The sequence below is a fragment of the Fluviicola sp. genome, from assembly GCF_039596395.1.
Classification (GTDB): domain Bacteria; phylum Bacteroidota; class Bacteroidia; order Flavobacteriales_D; family Crocinitomicaceae; genus Fluviicola.
Map to the genome: position 1 here is coordinate 1423518 of NZ_JBCNJT010000002.1, position 14561 is coordinate 1438078.

The 14561-nt window shown below is 43.7% G+C and carries 12 protein-coding genes; 7 read left to right on the top strand and 5 right to left on the bottom strand.

The window, feature by feature from the left end:
* The first annotated feature begins 24 nt into the window (after positions 1 to 24).
* Positions 25 to 1044 carry a Holliday junction branch migration DNA helicase RuvB gene (gene ruvB, locus ABDW02_RS15055; RefSeq protein ID WP_343635871.1) on the top strand — a complete coding sequence of 340 codons (1020 nt, stop codon included), beginning with the start codon at positions 25 to 27 and terminating at the stop codon, positions 1042 to 1044.
* A gap of 114 nt (positions 1045 to 1158) precedes the next feature.
* On the opposite strand, the gene ABDW02_RS15060 is transcribed toward ruvB, so the two are convergent.
* Entirely contained in the window at positions 1159 to 1947 is a 789-nt protein-coding gene (locus ABDW02_RS15060; RefSeq protein WP_343635873.1) for a hypothetical protein, read from the bottom strand.
* Between the two features lie 180 nt (positions 1948 to 2127).
* Between ABDW02_RS15060 and queG the strand changes: the two genes are divergently transcribed.
* The 4 genes from queG (at position 2128) to ABDW02_RS15080 (ending at position 8722) form a co-directional block, all read left to right on the top strand.
* Positions 2128 to 3075 (top strand): tRNA epoxyqueuosine(34) reductase QueG, encoded by a 948-nt coding sequence (gene queG / locus ABDW02_RS15065; protein WP_343635875.1) that lies wholly within the window; start codon positions 2128 to 2130, stop codon positions 3073 to 3075.
* A gap of 70 nt (positions 3076 to 3145) precedes the next feature.
* A complete protein-coding gene (locus ABDW02_RS15070) occupies positions 3146 to 5413 on the top strand; it encodes a CotH kinase family protein (protein WP_343635877.1) in 2268 nt (755 codons plus the stop codon).
* Positions 5414 to 5535: 122 nt separating this feature from the next.
* A complete protein-coding gene (locus ABDW02_RS15075) occupies positions 5536 to 7146 on the top strand; it encodes a DUF1800 family protein (RefSeq protein WP_343635879.1) in 1611 nt (536 codons plus the stop codon).
* Positions 7147 to 7168: 22 nt separating this feature from the next.
* A complete protein-coding gene (locus tag ABDW02_RS15080; RefSeq protein ID WP_343635881.1) occupies positions 7169 to 8722 on the top strand; it encodes a DUF1501 domain-containing protein in 1554 nt (517 codons plus the stop codon).
* A 56-nt stretch (positions 8723 to 8778) separates the two neighbouring features.
* Here ABDW02_RS15080 and ABDW02_RS15085 read toward each other — a convergent pair whose 3' ends face one another.
* The 4 genes from ABDW02_RS15085 to ABDW02_RS15100 form a co-directional block, all read right to left on the bottom strand.
* Positions 8779 to 9435 (bottom strand): hypothetical protein, encoded by a 657-nt coding sequence (locus ABDW02_RS15085; protein WP_343635883.1) that lies wholly within the window; start codon positions 9433 to 9435, stop codon positions 8779 to 8781.
* Positions 9436 to 9592: 157 nt separating this feature from the next.
* On the bottom strand, positions 9593 to 10930 hold the full coding sequence (gene rseP / locus ABDW02_RS15090) for an RIP metalloprotease RseP (protein WP_343635885.1): 1338 nt from the start codon (positions 10928 to 10930) through the stop codon (positions 9593 to 9595).
* Positions 10931 to 10998: 68 nt separating this feature from the next.
* Positions 10999 to 11358, bottom strand: coding sequence for a hypothetical protein (locus ABDW02_RS15095; RefSeq protein ID WP_343635887.1), 360 nt, complete (start codon positions 11356 to 11358; stop codon positions 10999 to 11001).
* Positions 11359 to 11467: 109 nt separating this feature from the next.
* Entirely contained in the window at positions 11468 to 12883 is a 1416-nt protein-coding gene (locus ABDW02_RS15100; protein ID WP_343635889.1) for a hypothetical protein, read from the bottom strand.
* A gap of 138 nt (positions 12884 to 13021) precedes the next feature.
* On the opposite strand from ABDW02_RS15100, the gene ABDW02_RS15105 reads away from it, so the two are divergent.
* Together ABDW02_RS15105 and ABDW02_RS15110 are read left to right on the top strand one after the other, a co-directional pair.
* Positions 13022 to 13732, top strand: coding sequence for a YebC/PmpR family DNA-binding transcriptional regulator (locus tag ABDW02_RS15105; RefSeq protein WP_294673392.1), 711 nt, complete (start codon positions 13022 to 13024; stop codon positions 13730 to 13732).
* A gap of 157 nt (positions 13733 to 13889) precedes the next feature.
* Positions 13890 to 14549: a CvpA family protein gene (locus tag ABDW02_RS15110; RefSeq protein ID WP_343635894.1), complete on the top strand. Its 660-nt coding sequence runs from the start codon at positions 13890 to 13892 to the stop codon at positions 14547 to 14549.
* Positions 14550 to 14561: the final 12 nt, after the last annotated feature.

The window sequence follows — 14561 nt, forward strand, 5'->3', positions numbered from 1 at the left end:
GATTTCGTATTTTTGTAACCGTACATGGAAGAATCATTCGACTACAGATCTGAAGCATCGAATCCTGAGAAGGAATACGACAAAGTATTGCGCCCGAAATTATTGAACGATTTTGCGGGGCAACCTCAGGTCGTGGAGAATCTCGAGATCTTTGTGAAAGCTGCTGTAAAGCGTGACGAACCATTGGACCACGTCTTGTTGCACGGTCCTCCGGGACTTGGAAAAACGACTTTGGCCAATATTATTGCGAATGAATTGAATGTGGGATTTAAAGTCACCAGCGGGCCTGTTTTGGATAAACCGGGTGATCTGGCAGGGCTTTTGACCAATCTCGGTAAGGGCGATGTTCTTTTTATTGATGAGATCCATCGGTTGAGCCCGGTCGTAGAAGAATATCTTTATTCGGCAATGGAAGATTACTGCATCGATATCCTCATTGATTCAGGAGCGAATGCACGGACTGTACAGATCAGTTTGAACCCTTTTACACTTATCGGTGCTACAACTCGCTCAGGATTGCTTACAGCGCCTTTAAGAGCACGTTTCGGGATCAACTCGCGTTTGGAGTATTACAACGTGGAAACACTCGCTTCTATCGTTGAACGTTCGGCAGAATTGCTCGACATTCCGATCCAGGAGCAGGCAGCTTTTGAAATATCCCGGAGAAGCCGCGGAACACCACGTATCGCCAATGCCATTTTACGTCGCGTGCGTGACTTTGCACAGGTAAAAGGAGACGGAACAATCACCTTGGCGATTACACAGCATGCTTTGGATGCATTGAACGTGGATAAATACGGTTTGGATGAAATGGATAACCGCATTTTGAAAACACTGATTGATAAATTCAAAGGTGGGCCTGTAGGATTGACGACCATTGCCACAGCGATCGGGGAAAATGCCGGAACGCTGGAAGAAGTTTACGAACCGTTTTTGATCCAGGAAGGATTTTTAATGCGAACACCACGTGGTAGAAAAGCAACCGAAAAAGCATTTAAGCACCTGGGCTTTGATATGGGCTGGCTGCAGGGAGGATTGTTTTAAATTCTTCGTTATATAACGATATCATGAAAACATGTTATCGTATTTTCCGAATCGAATTTTGTAGGGGCGAATAATTATTCGCCCCTACACATTTTCAATGATTTGAATGTTTGCCTACAAATATTGATTAGCCACCAGCCATTTTACAATTCGTTCCAGTACCAGCTGATTGCGATCAATTGCAGATGCGCTGAACGTTACATTTTCTGCCGAAGCAATCGGAACTACGCGCTTCAAATTGTCTTTCATCGTTTGCATTTCGCAATTCTTCGCATTGTTCCCTCCCGTAAATGTTGCTTTTGCAATAGTCACTCCGGAAGGCAACTTGAATTCGTAGGTATCATTTCCGGTACTTTTCACACTGATGTCTTTAAAGCTTCCGATCGTTTTGGAATCCTGCTCGATGGTTTTATCCTCTTTCAAGTTCAGGGGCCAGCTTTTGTTGCGGCTCACCAGCGTATAATCCATAGCGATCTTCGGTGCTTTTCCTTTTTTGGCGATGAATTCCTGTACTTTTTGTTCGTCCAGTTTTCCACCCGTGAAAATGCCACTTTTTCCCAATAGCTTGGCGAAAGACTTCTCAGTTCCCATTTTAGCTACCGTAAAAATCCCGATTTGATTAGCAGTTAAAAACGTCAAACGGTAAAAATGGTCCATGTTGTTATTGGGATCCTGCTCAAATTCTCCTGCGTAAGCTGCAATGATCAGTTTTTCTCCATCCATCGAATTCACTTCAAATGTACTGGTAAGTCCCATGTTTTCGGAATCTTTGATTTTGGTGATCTTAGCCACTTCCACACCGTCAATGGTTAAAAGGCCGTCCACATACGTGTATTCGGATTTTTGGGCTAGTAAAGAGAATGCTCCGAACAAAGGAAGCATTAGTAAAAAGAGTTTTTTCATCATTATTTTTTGTTTTGACTGCTTACACCTAAGCCGTTAAAGTGTTCAACAAAGATACGGAAACAATTTAGCACCAACGATTTAAATAGTTGAGCAGGGTTTGTAGCCCGTCCACCGGTTTTCATAACTCGATGAGTATTGCTAATTTTATAAGCGGCAGCAATTGCCGGAACATGGGGTATGCAGCAAGATCAACTAAAAAAAGAGATTCGGAGAAAAGCGGAAGAAATAGGCTTCCTGCATGTGGGTTTCTCCAGGGCTGATTTCCTGGCTTCCGAGGAACCGCGATTGGTGAATTGGCTGAAAGCGGAAAAACATGGAAAGATGGGGTATATGGAAAACCATTTCGACATGCGATTGGACCCGAGATTACTGGTTCCCGGTGCGAAAACCGTTATTTCTCTTGCCTACAATTACTTTCCTGCAACCACACAACGGGAAGATACCTTTCAAATTTCCAAATACGCCTATGGCAAAGATTACCACGATGTAGTCCGTGCGAAATTGAAACAACTGGTTTCCGAACTACAGGAAGAAATAGGTGAAATAGAAGGACGCGTTTTTGTGGACAGTGCACCGATCCTGGAAAAAGCCTGGGCCGAAAAAAGCGGAGTGGGTTGGGTAGGAAAGAACGGAAACCTGATCCAACCCAAAGCGGGTTCATTTTTCTTCCTCGCGGAAATAATTTGTGATTTGGAAATCGAGCCCGACGGACCGATCCGGGATTACTGCGGAACGTGCACCAAATGTATCGATGCATGTCCGACAGATGCAATCGAAGCACCTTATATCGTAAATGGCTCCAAATGTATTTCCTATGCAACTATTGAGTTGAAAGATGCGGATTTACCTGAATTGTTCCGTGGAAATATGGAGAATTGGGTTTATGGCTGTGACATTTGCCAGGATGTTTGCCCGTGGAACCGTTTTTCAAAGCCGCATACAGAACCGGAATTCCTGCCCAAAGAAGAAATTCTGTCCTTTTCAAAAGAAGACTGGAAAGCCCTGGATGAATTAACCTTCCAGGCAGTTTTTAAAGGAAGTGCAGTTAAAAGAACCAAGTTTTCCGGGTTGAAAAGAAACATTTCTTTTGTCAGTTCCTTTCACACTTTCCGTGATAAAGAATAAGTTTGTTCATTTTATTTTAATCGTGATTTAAACCTTTGATAATAAATAGCATCATAGGGAAAACTACAACATGAAACAAACTATCTTATTGTGCATGCTTGCATGTACTTTCGCCACATTTTCCCATGCTCAGGGATTTTATGACCGCTCAACGGTACAGAAAATAGAACTCTTTTTCGGCTTTTCGGATTGGGACGCACAACTGGACGCGCTTGCAACAACCACGGAGGATTACCTGCTGGCAGATTCTGTCCGGATTAATGGGATCGTCTTCGATAGCGTTGGAGTGAAATACAAGGGAAATAGTTCCTACAATCAGAATAACAACAAAAACCCGATTCACATTGAACTGGATTATGTGCATGGAAGCTACGACTACCAGGGATACACCGATATCAAACTACAAAATGGGTATCAGGATCCTTCCATGATCCGTGAAGTGTTGTCCTACGCCATCCTGGAACAATACATGGATTGCCCCAAAGCAAATTTCGCAAATGTATACATCAACGGAACATTGCGGGGAGTATATTCCAATGCCGAGTCCATCAATTCCAAGTTCAACGGCGATCATTATTACACCTCTGACGGAAGCTTTTTCAAATGTAACCCGATAGGTGGTGCCGGTCCGGGAGCCGGAGTAAGCCCTGATTTGAAATACCTCGGAGCGGACAGTTCCCTGTATGCAACCGGTTATGAACTGAAATCAGATTACGGGTGGAACAACCTGGTTGACCTGACGAATACCTTAAATAATAATTTTTCGGCGATTGAGTCTAAATTAGACATGGACCGCGCTTTGTGGATGCTGGCATTTAATAATGTGCTGGTAAACCTCGATTCTTATTCCGGAGCATTCCGCCAGAATTATTACCTGTATAAAGACCTGAACCAACGATTCGTTCCTACGGTTTGGGATTTGAACATGAGTTTTGCCGGTTTTCCCGGTGGACCGACACAAGGGCAATCCTATACAGCAACCACACTTGATCCGTTTTCAAACAGTACCTCTGCAAATCACCCTTTGATCATGAAGGTGATGGCAAACCCGATGTACAAACGGATGTATATGGCGCATTTGAGAACCATTGTACAGGAAATTTTTGCTTCGGGAGATTACCTGACAACGGCGAATACCATACGTACGACCATTGATGCATCGGTTCAGGCAGATCCTTATAAATTCTATACATATACGCAGTTCCAGAATGGAATGACCACTTCTGTGTCGGGTGGCGGAGGCCCCGGCGGAGGAGCATCCATCCCTGGAATTCAGCAATTAATGAGTGCACGCGTTTCATTTTTTCAGTCGAATACCGACTATTTGCTTTCAGCACCATCCATTACTGCTTATGCAGCAAGCAATAACGCACCGAACTATGGAGAAACGGTAACCATTACGGCAACTTGTTCCAATGAAACAAGTGTATTTCTGGGTTATCGCCTGGAGCATCCTTTACGCTTCAACCGGGTACAGATGTTCGATGACGGGATGCATAACGACGGAGCTGCAGGAGATCACATCTATGGAGCGGACGTTACATTGAACGGTATTGTAATGGAATACTATATTTATGCGGAGAATTCCAATGCGGGTTTATTCAGCCCTGCCCGTGCCGAACACGAATATCATACCTTGAACATAACCATCGTTTTACCCGCGATCGGCGATATTCAAATCAATGAACTGATGGCGGATAATGGTTCTACTGCGTATGATTCCAACGGTGAAAACGATGATTGGGTAGAATTATACAATCATACTGCTGCTGCAAAGGATCTTTCCGGCCTGTATCTTTCCGATGATGTGACCAATCTGACCAAATGGCAAATTCCGGTCGGTACTGCTATCAACGCAAATGATGTGCTGATTTTCTGGACAGACAACGATTCGGAACAAAGTGGTTTGCATACCAATTTTAAATTGAGCGCAACGGGTGAATCCGTTATCCTGTCGGACGGTTTCACCATTTATGACCAGGTTGATTTCGGTCAGCAAACAACGGATATCTCCTATGCACGTTGTCCGGATGGCGGAACATTTACGTTTACTGCTCCTACTTTTAATGCGTTGAACAATTGTTCCCTTGGACTCAATGAAGAAACCATGCTTTCAGTAACTATTTACCCGAACCCGGGAAATGCGGATTTTATGATTCAAACGGAAATAAACGGTTCTTACCAGGTGATAGATTTGTTGGGTAGACAAACAGCCGGTGGAATTTTGGAAGGAAACGGAGTTGTATTGGATGCACGGAATTGGAATGCCGGAAATTATTTGTTGCAGGTTCGCGATACATCCGGAAATACGAAAACGATTCAACTGGTTAAATACTAAGATGCTGCTTGTTTAAAAAACAAGTCGATTGGATGCGAAATAGTCGAAAATTGCAGGAAGCATGATTGCGCTTGCCGTTTTCGACTATTTGTATTATTTTGCCGCTGCTAAAACGTACTATTATGATTCCTGAAGAAAACGTACAGGAGCCCATTTCACTGAGTTTAACGCCTTACACCGGTGCCTGGACCAAGGCCGAAGCTGCCCACTTATTGCGCAGAACCATGTTTGGAGCTACGCTCACCCAGATTACACAAGCTGTAACAAACGGGATGAATGCAACGGTTGCTCAATTACTAACACTTCCGAGTGTTTCTCCTCCATTGGCTTTCCACCCGGACGAAGCGGTTACTGCGATCGGGTCCACGTGGGTCAATGATGTGTATCCGGCAAGTCCCGGGCCAACGAACAATGCACGATTGTATTCACTGGGTGCCTGGTTCATGCAGCGGATCAATCAGCCAAACGTAAGTATCCAGGAAAAAATGTGTTTGTTTTGGGACAATCATTTCGGAGTGGACGGAACCAACGAGGCGAAAGCTGTTTACGGAATGCATGAAAAGTACCGCCTGAATTGTTTGGGGAACTTTAAGCAGTTGGTAAAAGATATGACCATCGACCCGATGATGCTGTTGTTCCTGAATGGTGCTACGAATAACCAGTTTTCCCCGAATGAAAATTATGCCCGTGAGCTGCTGGAATTATTTACAGTGGGAAAAGGGCCGCAGGTCGGAACGGGTGATTATACCAATTATACGGAAGCAGATGTTGCTGCGGGAGCGAAGATCCTGACCGGCTGGACAGTCGCGGATTTGTATAGTACTACTGCCAGTCAGCCGTCGAGTGTGTTTTACCCGATTCTTCACGATACATCCAGCAAGACATTAAGTTCCTATTTCGGTTCGGCAGTTGTTCCGGATTCAGGGAATACCGAATATGCCAATTACGTCGACATTATTTTCAGTCAGCCGGATATGGCCAAATACTTGTGCCGCAAGATCTATCGCTGGTTTGTCAATTACGATCTGACGGCAAGTGTGGAAAGTACGGTTATTGCAGACATGGCTTCGACCCTAACTTCCAACAATTTTGAGGTCATGCCGGTGATTGAGCAATTACTGAAAAGTGAGCACTTTTACGACATTTCCGTACGCGGATCCATCATCAAGAATCCGCTGGAATTATTGTTCACCATGCTCAATGCATCCGGTTCGGTTCCGAACTATTCCGTGCCGGTGAACTATGAAATTTACCTGAACCTGTATTACCTATCGCAGGTAATGGGAATGGAATATTTGAGAACCCCGAGCGTTGGTGGCTGGACGGCTTATTATCAGACTCCGGCTTTCTCACGCCTATGGGCAAATTCAAGTTTACTGAAATTACGCTTTGATCTGAGTTCCTTGCTGACGCTTACGAATGGAATCGTAGTGAGCGGAAATTCCTTTAAAATCAATACGCTGAACTTCCTCAATAATTTGAGTATTCCGTCGAGTGCTCCGCAGGTGATCGATGATATTTTAACCGTCTTTACCTGTAAAGGAGTTTCAGTGGTTGAAAGAGCAGTTCTGAAATCTATCTTGACGAACGGACAGCCTGATTTTGAATGGACGATACAATACAATGATTACATAGCCGATCCCGGAAATACCACCCTTAGCGGCCCGGTAAAACAGCGTGTGGAACTGGTACTTTACCGTTTGTTCCAGCTTCCCGAATCACAAGTAATGTAAGTGTAGACCAAAATCAGAAACTATGAAAAGAAGAAATTTTGTACAGTCGGTCGCACTTTCATCTATTGGAGCACCACTGGTTTTAAAGAACTTTAAATTCGGAGCGGTAACGGAAGACCTGTTTAAGACTTCGCGGGCTGCTGAAGACCGGGTTTTAGTAATCATTCGATTAAACGGAGGAAATGACGGTTTGGGGACCTTGGTACCTTTGGACCAATACGCCAACCTGGCTATCCAGCGACCAAATATTTTGATCCCGCAAAATCAATTGCTGACGATCACACCGACAAATGCCCTTCATCCTGCTATGACCGGGATGAGAGACATGTTTAACAACGAGCGTTTATCCATTATTCAAAACGTGGGTTACCCGGAGCAAAACCGTTCGCATTTCCGTTCGATGGATATCTGGACTTCCGGGATGCTGGACCAGAATGCAACACGTGGCTGGCTGGGAAGATACCTGGACCAGGAATTCCCGAACTTTCCGGACGATTATCCCAATACACAGAACCCGGATCCGTTCGCGATCAGTATGGGATATGAAGTATCCGCGACCTGCCAGGGATTGGCGGCGAACTTCTCGGTTGCGATCAATAACCCGTTCGACAGTTACAACCTGGTAGAAACCGGGCAGGTGAACGACGGAACATATTACGGCGCGCACATGGAATACTTGTCTACGCTGATTGTGCAGGCAAATGCTTACGGAGCACAGGTGAATGCGGCTGCAAATGCAGGTGATTCACTTTCGACCATGTACGATCCGAATGATGAGATCTCCAAAAACCTGAAATACATCGCACAGATGATTTCCGGAGGGTTGAAAACGAAGATCTACATTGTCAATGTGAATGGATTCGATACGCACAATGCACAGGTGGTTGACGGATCTCCTGCTCTCGGAGCACATGCGGATTTACTTTCCCGCGTATCTACTGCAGTGGCAGCTTTCCAAAATGACTTAAGCCTCCTGGGATTGGAAAACCGGGTTGCCGGAATGACATTTTCGGAATTCGGACGTCAAATTGCTTCCAATGCGAGCGACGGAACGGATCACGGAGATGCTGCACCTTTGTTCCTGTTCGGATCATGTATCAGCAGCGGCATTATCGGGCCGAATCCGGTTATTTCCAATACGATCGTCGATCAGGCGGGTGTACCGATGCAAATCGATTTCAGAGACATCTATGCGTCAATTTTGAGAGATTGGTTTGAGGCTGACGTGGCAGATATCCAGGGAATGTTCGAACAAACCATCAATTTCATTCCCGTTTTGGATTCCTGCAACTTAGGATTGGATGAAAAATCCCTGGAGAATGATGTGCTGGTATTTCCGAATCCTTGTGTGGACCAGACGACCCTTAAGTTCAAATGTTCCGGCGAACGCGTTACAATCCGTGTTTACGATACGGCAGGAACACTGATCAGTGAAGTATGTTCAAAAGAATTCCAGCCGGGAGAACATTTGGTTCCGATCGATATGGAAGGAACTCCTTCCGGAAACTACATTGTTACCGTGCACAAGAACTCGGGAACATTTACCAAGAAGTTCATCAAACTGAAAAATATCTAAAAGCAAAAAGCCCCGACATTTATCGTCGGGGCTTTTTAATTTCGAATAGAAAAGGATTATTGTCCCATTCCCATTTGCTTCAAATCTTCTTCGGAAACTTTGGTATATCCTTCCGGAATATCCATGCCGAATACTTTTTTGTCTACTTTCTTGTTGAATTTTGTAGCAATGAAGTGAATAGTCATTCCATTGTTTACAGTAGAAAATTCCAGTGGAACTCCGTTAATTTTGCTGTTTCCGAACTGTTGCTGTCCTTTCAAAGACGCTTTCAAATCAGTTGCGATCCACATGATTGCCTCATTTCCGTCAGCATCACGAACGATCGTTTTCGTACACTTGTAACCAACGATGTCTTTTGTTTCGGATGTCACTTCAACTTTAGGCTCTTCTGTTTTTTCCTTCTCTGCTTTTGACAGATCGGTCAATTCCGTAGCCGTTTTGTTACCCATAATTTCCATCAGTAACAATCCTTTGTTCGCTTTAACATCGGCAACCGTATTCATTTTCATGAATGTACCCATTGTCATTTCGATTTTAGATTTATCAGGCATGAAGTATAATTCCATCGTTGATCCCTGCATCATAGGAAGTGCCATAGCCATGTCGGGATTATCACTTGCGAAATCCATTGAGTAGGAAATCTGTCCCGTTGTTTGTGCTATAGAAGTCCCTACTACAGCAAGAAATAAAATTGATAATAGTAAATGTTTCATGTTGTCTTTTTTTGTTCCTGACATTTATCAGGGTGTTTCTTTTCTACAAAAATGGCATAAATCTTTCGACTTATGCCACCTTTTTATATTTAATGATTTAAAAGTTCAGAATGTTTAACGGTTCAAATTGGAACTCTTTGAACTTTTGAGCCTTTTTCTACCCCGAAAAAGCACCGATCAGATCTTTCCCGTTTGCATACAGGATCAATCCCAGTAACAGGAAGAATCCAACGTATTGGGCATATTCCATGAATTTTTGTCCCGGAGCACGGCCGGTAATCATTTCATACAACAGGAACATCACGTGTCCGCCATCCAATGCCGGAATAGGCAGTAAGTTCATAATGGCAAGCATCATGGAAAGAAAAGCCGTCAATGTCCAGAAAGCCTGCCAGTTCCAGGTTGCAGGGAACAATTTCCCGATTGAACCGACACCGCCCACAGATTTTGCTCCTTTAGCTGTTGCAACATACTTGAATTGTGCCACGTTCATGTACATCGTGCGAAGGCCTTTTCCGAAACCGGAAACGAAAGCTTCCCCGAACGAATAGTTCTGAGTATAAAAAGCACTCGTGTCCGTACTTACTTTCAGTTTTTTAAAGTTCACACCCAAAATACCATCTTGACCGATGAATGCTTCTTTTTCGATTTCTTTTCCATCTCTCAGGATAGTCAGCTGAGCTTTCTTTCCTTTGCTGTGGTATAATTGAGAAGTCAACTGATCGTGGAAATCAATTTCCTGCCCGTTTATCTTCAGGAACTGATCACCTTTCTTAAGGCCTATTCTTGCTGCTGCGGATTTTGGTGCGATACTATCGGCAGGCGACATGTAGTATCTGAAATCGAATGTACCTTTTTCGGCACCGTTTTCCCACATTTTGTTACCGATATCTTCCGGAAGCACGATGGTTTCAATTTTTCCGTCGGGGTGTTTCACTTTGAAATGACGCATGTTGAAAATCAGGATCTCTCCACCCAATTGCTGCAATTCATCCAGTTTTTTGCCGTCAACGGCTAAAACGCGGTCTCCCTGCTGAAATCCGAATTGTTCCATATAAGGATTAACGGACATACCGTCTACCATTTTGTCCTGGTCGATTTTTTCCTCTCCCCAAACAGCTAGCACCATGATGTAAATTGCAAAACAAACGATCACGTTCACAATGATCCCTCCCAACATAATGATCAGGCGCTGCCATGCAGGTTTGGAACGGAACTCCCACGGTTGAGGCGGTTGTGCCAATTGTTCTTTGTCCATGGACTCATCCACCATCCCGGCAATTTTTACATAACCACCAAGCGGAATCCAGCCAAGTCCCCATTCCGTTTCACCGATCTTTTTCTTGAAAACCGAAAAATAAGGGTTGAAGAACAAGTAGAATTTCTCCACTTTGGTATTGAACCATTTTGCCGGCAAATAATGTCCGAACTCGTGTAATACGATCAGAAGAGAAAGTGATAAAATCAGCTGAGCTGCGCGAACCCAAAAATCCATAGTTTTTATTTAAAGTAGACAAATATAGTTAATTAGGCAATTACTATTCATGAATGCCTATTGCCTGATCACGGTTGTACATGTTTAGTAGAATACCCGTGATGCTCAAAGTATTCCAAAATGGCTTCTTTCATAAAAGCCTGTTGTTCTTCTTCGCTCAATGGAGGAAGTTCTTTCAGGAATTCGAAATGCGGCCAATTGTCCGTATCGCGTCCCTTAAATGCATAATATCCGTAAGGTTCGAGCAAGGTACAAATCGCAACGTGCATCAAATCTGTTTTCTCGTGTTTCTTAAATATTTTATATCCGATTCCCAATTCCTCTACTCCGATCAAAAAAAGAATGGCCTGCAAATCCAGTCCCGGCCCGAATGTCGGCTCTAATTGCTTGGTGAGGTTTTGGTAACGTAATTCCAATGCGTAATCCATAACTACAAAATTACTGATTAAAAACGGACATCAGGATATTAAGACTTTAGGATATTAGGACTAAAAAGTCTTAATATCTTAATATCTTAAAATCCCGATGTCCTAAAGTCTAATGAATATATCCCGGTTCTCCTTTTTGTATCCGGTCAAAGATCCAGTCGTAGCTGTAGACCATGTGCGAATGGACAAAATGTTTATTCGGCCAGTTGTAGGGAGAACAAACCCGTCCCACATGATTCGATTGCTGGGTATCAATTCCCCAAACAGTTGCCTGTGGAGCAACACCGTCCTGGTAACACAACGGATCGGCATCTTTTTGCCCGAGGTTTGAGCCATACTGCCAGACTTCTTCAAACTGGTTCCAATCCATTCCCTTATACCCGGCATTTTCAGGCGCAAGGAAATAAGCTTTTCCAAAAACAACCTGGCCTCTCAAAGTTTCCAGTAAGCCAAGCGTGTAGGCATAACCCATACTGTGACAAACAATATCAATGGTATCTTTAACCAGGTAGCTGTTCGGGGTGTTCCGGATTTCGTTCAGGAAAGCTTTTCCTGCAAGAATACCACGCGCGTAACGATAGTCAAAGCCTTCCGGGTTGGAGATCAGGTTCAGGCGCTTGTATTTTTTGTTTGAAATACGCGAATGGACGGAACGGATATAACTCCACCCGAAACCGAGTTTGGAATGATGGTTCGAGGTTCTTACCGGGAAACTTCCGTCGAGGTAAAAACTGGTGTCGGGGTTGAGGCGTTTGATAAAACGATCATCTATCTTGAACCAGTAATTGGTGCGGTCATTCATATACACTTCATTCCGGCTTTCATGCTTATCGTATTTGGGGCCGCGGTAACCATTCACAAAGATCAGATAGCGTTTGGCTTCCGGCTGCTGGTTGCGGATGATTTCCTGGCTCAGTTCATCTCCCGTAAAAGCAAATACATGCTGGAAAGCCGGATTTTTCCGTTCTCCGCCGGAGTTATCTCCCAGGTAGTATGAAACCACCCGATACGTATTGTTTTTGATCGCGATATTTTTCTGGTTTGCCAGTGAGAGGTTATTCCCGGAAGAAGTGAAGGTAATCTTATCCCGGAAGGAAATGAAATTCAAAACCAACCCACCGTTGTAACTGTGCCAGCTTCCTTTTCGCTTGATATAAATGACGGTTTGCGGCTCGGACGGATAAACGCACTCGAACACAAACTTATTACCATGCAATCTTCGGGTAAACCGTTCTTTATGGATATAATTTCTTCCGATTTCCAATACCTGCTGCATAAAAGAAGTATCACTGACCGTACACTTTCCGGAAGATTTGACGGTATCAATTAAAACAACCCGGTTCAGGCTGAACGGAGCATACGTGCGGGAATGATGGATCGTGCCGTCTTCATCCTCTTCCCAGAAGTAATAATAGACCAAACTGGTTTTTGTCTGAAATTGTGGTCTGCGAACCGGTTCATTCTGTCCGGATACGGAAAGGATGCTCAAACAGAGAAACGCAAAAATTACCACGAAGACCTTCATAATGTAAATATATTAACTTTTGAACTTGAAAATGGAGAATGTAAAATTGAAAAGAAGGGAAAGTTTAGAACTTTTCAATTCTCAATTTTACATTTTCAATTAAAGAATTATTTTTGCGATCATAATAATACAACAGAAATGGGAAGAGCATTTGAATATCGCAGAGCAGCTAAAGAAAAGCGTTGGGGCAAAATGTCTAAATTGTTTCCGAAATTAGGAAAAGCCATCACGATGGCGGCAAAAGAAGGCGGGCAAGATCCAGCTACAAATGCCAAATTGCGTACGGCTATTCAGAATGCTAAGGCGGAGAACATGCCGAAAGACAATATCGATGCGGCCATTAAAAGAGCTGCTCAAAAAGATGTTGCGTCTTTTACCCAGGTGGATTATGAAGGAAAAGGGCCTCACGGAGTATTGGTTTACGTGGAATGTGCAACAGACAATCCGACGCGTACCGTTGCGAACGTGAAATCCTATTTCAACAAAGCAGGTGGAGGAGTTGTTCCGAACGGACAGTTGGAATTCATGTTTAACCGCAAGTCTGTTTTTGAATTGGAAAATACAGGATCCATTGACCCGGAAGAATTGGAATTGGAATTGATCGATGCAGGATGTGAAGAAATTGAGGTAACGGATGACCGCATTTTCATTTACGGAGATTACACCGCATTCGGAACAATCGGTTCGGCTTTGGAAGAGCGCGGAATTGCCGTACTTAAATCGAATTTGGAGCGCTTCCCGACAACTCCGGTAGAATTCACCGAAGAGCAATTGGCTGACATCGAAAAAATGATGGATAAATTCGATGACGACGATGACGTACAGCAGATCTTTACCAATATGGGTTAATCGGATCATGATAAACAATATGCTGTAGGGCCGCGATGTATCGCGGCCCTACGTGTTTAACAACACATCGCGCCCCCATTTTTTGTTTAACAATGTTCCGTTTGTATCTTTCCTGTCCCTGGAAATTTCTTTTATCGATATTCCCCAATTTTGAAACATGAATTTCCTGGACATCCTGATTCTTATTCCGATTCTTTATGGAGCCTACAAGGGTTTTAAGCATGGATTTGTAATCGAACTCTTTACTTTACTGGCAATTCTGGTCGGGATTTACGTTGGTATCCATTTCTCTGATTATACATCCGAATGGTTGAAATCTTCTTTGGAGATTGATTCGGAATACCTGCCGGTTATTGCTTTTACCTTTACTTTCCTGATTGTGGGGGCCATGATCTATTTTGCAGGAAAAATGATCGAAAAGATGATCAAAGTGGTCCAGTTATCGCCTTTGAACAAGTTCCTGGGAGTTTTATTTGCTACGATCAAATCGCTTTATATTGTGAGTGTTGTGCTTGTTTTGGTAGAATCTTATGATGAAAAGAGCAAGTTCTTCCCGGCTAAGACCAAAGAATCTTCCCTGTTGTATGAACCGGTGAAAGCCGTTTCTACGAAAACCGTTCCTGCTTTAGGAGAAAGTACCATCTTCCTGAAAAATGCATTGCACCATGAAACCGACAGCACCGGATTGACTGTTGACCAGGTACTTCGCGCAAAAGAAATTGCTGACAGCCTGGGAATTGATGCCAATGATGCGAAGGGAATCCTGGAGATTCATCAGAAGTATGGAGATAAGGAACCTGCTTTGAACGGGGAATAAATCCCCGCCGAT

Excerpts from the sequence above, each read along its gene's own strand:
- ABDW02_RS15080 (WP_343635881.1), top strand. The coding sequence starts at position 7,169 with ATGAAAAGAAGAAATTTTGTACAGTCGGTCGCACTTTCATCTATTGGA.
- ABDW02_RS15100 (WP_343635889.1), bottom strand. The coding sequence starts at position 12,883 with ATGAAGGTCTTCGTGGTAATTTTTGCGTTTCTCTGTTTGAGCATCCTT.
- ABDW02_RS15095 (WP_343635887.1), bottom strand. The coding sequence starts at position 11,358 with ATGGATTACGCATTGGAATTACGTTACCAAAACCTCACCAAGCAATTA.
- ABDW02_RS15070 (WP_343635877.1), top strand. The coding sequence starts at position 3,146 with ATGAAACAAACTATCTTATTGTGCATGCTTGCATGTACTTTCGCCACA.
- ABDW02_RS15105 (WP_294673392.1), top strand. The coding sequence starts at position 13,022 with ATGGGAAGAGCATTTGAATATCGCAGAGCAGCTAAAGAAAAGCGTTGG.
- ABDW02_RS15110 (WP_343635894.1), top strand. The coding sequence starts at position 13,890 with ATGAATTTCCTGGACATCCTGATTCTTATTCCGATTCTTTATGGAGCC.
- rseP (WP_343635885.1), bottom strand. The coding sequence starts at position 10,930 with ATGGATTTTTGGGTTCGCGCAGCTCAGCTGATTTTATCACTTTCTCTT.
- ABDW02_RS15085 (WP_343635883.1), bottom strand. The coding sequence starts at position 9,435 with ATGAAACATTTACTATTATCAATTTTATTTCTTGCTGTAGTAGGGACT.
- queG (WP_343635875.1), top strand. The coding sequence starts at position 2,128 with ATGCAGCAAGATCAACTAAAAAAAGAGATTCGGAGAAAAGCGGAAGAA.
- ABDW02_RS15075 (WP_343635879.1), top strand. The coding sequence starts at position 5,536 with ATGATTCCTGAAGAAAACGTACAGGAGCCCATTTCACTGAGTTTAACG.
- ruvB (WP_343635871.1), top strand. The coding sequence starts at position 25 with ATGGAAGAATCATTCGACTACAGATCTGAAGCATCGAATCCTGAGAAG.
- ABDW02_RS15060 (WP_343635873.1), bottom strand. The coding sequence starts at position 1,947 with ATGAAAAAACTCTTTTTACTAATGCTTCCTTTGTTCGGAGCATTCTCT.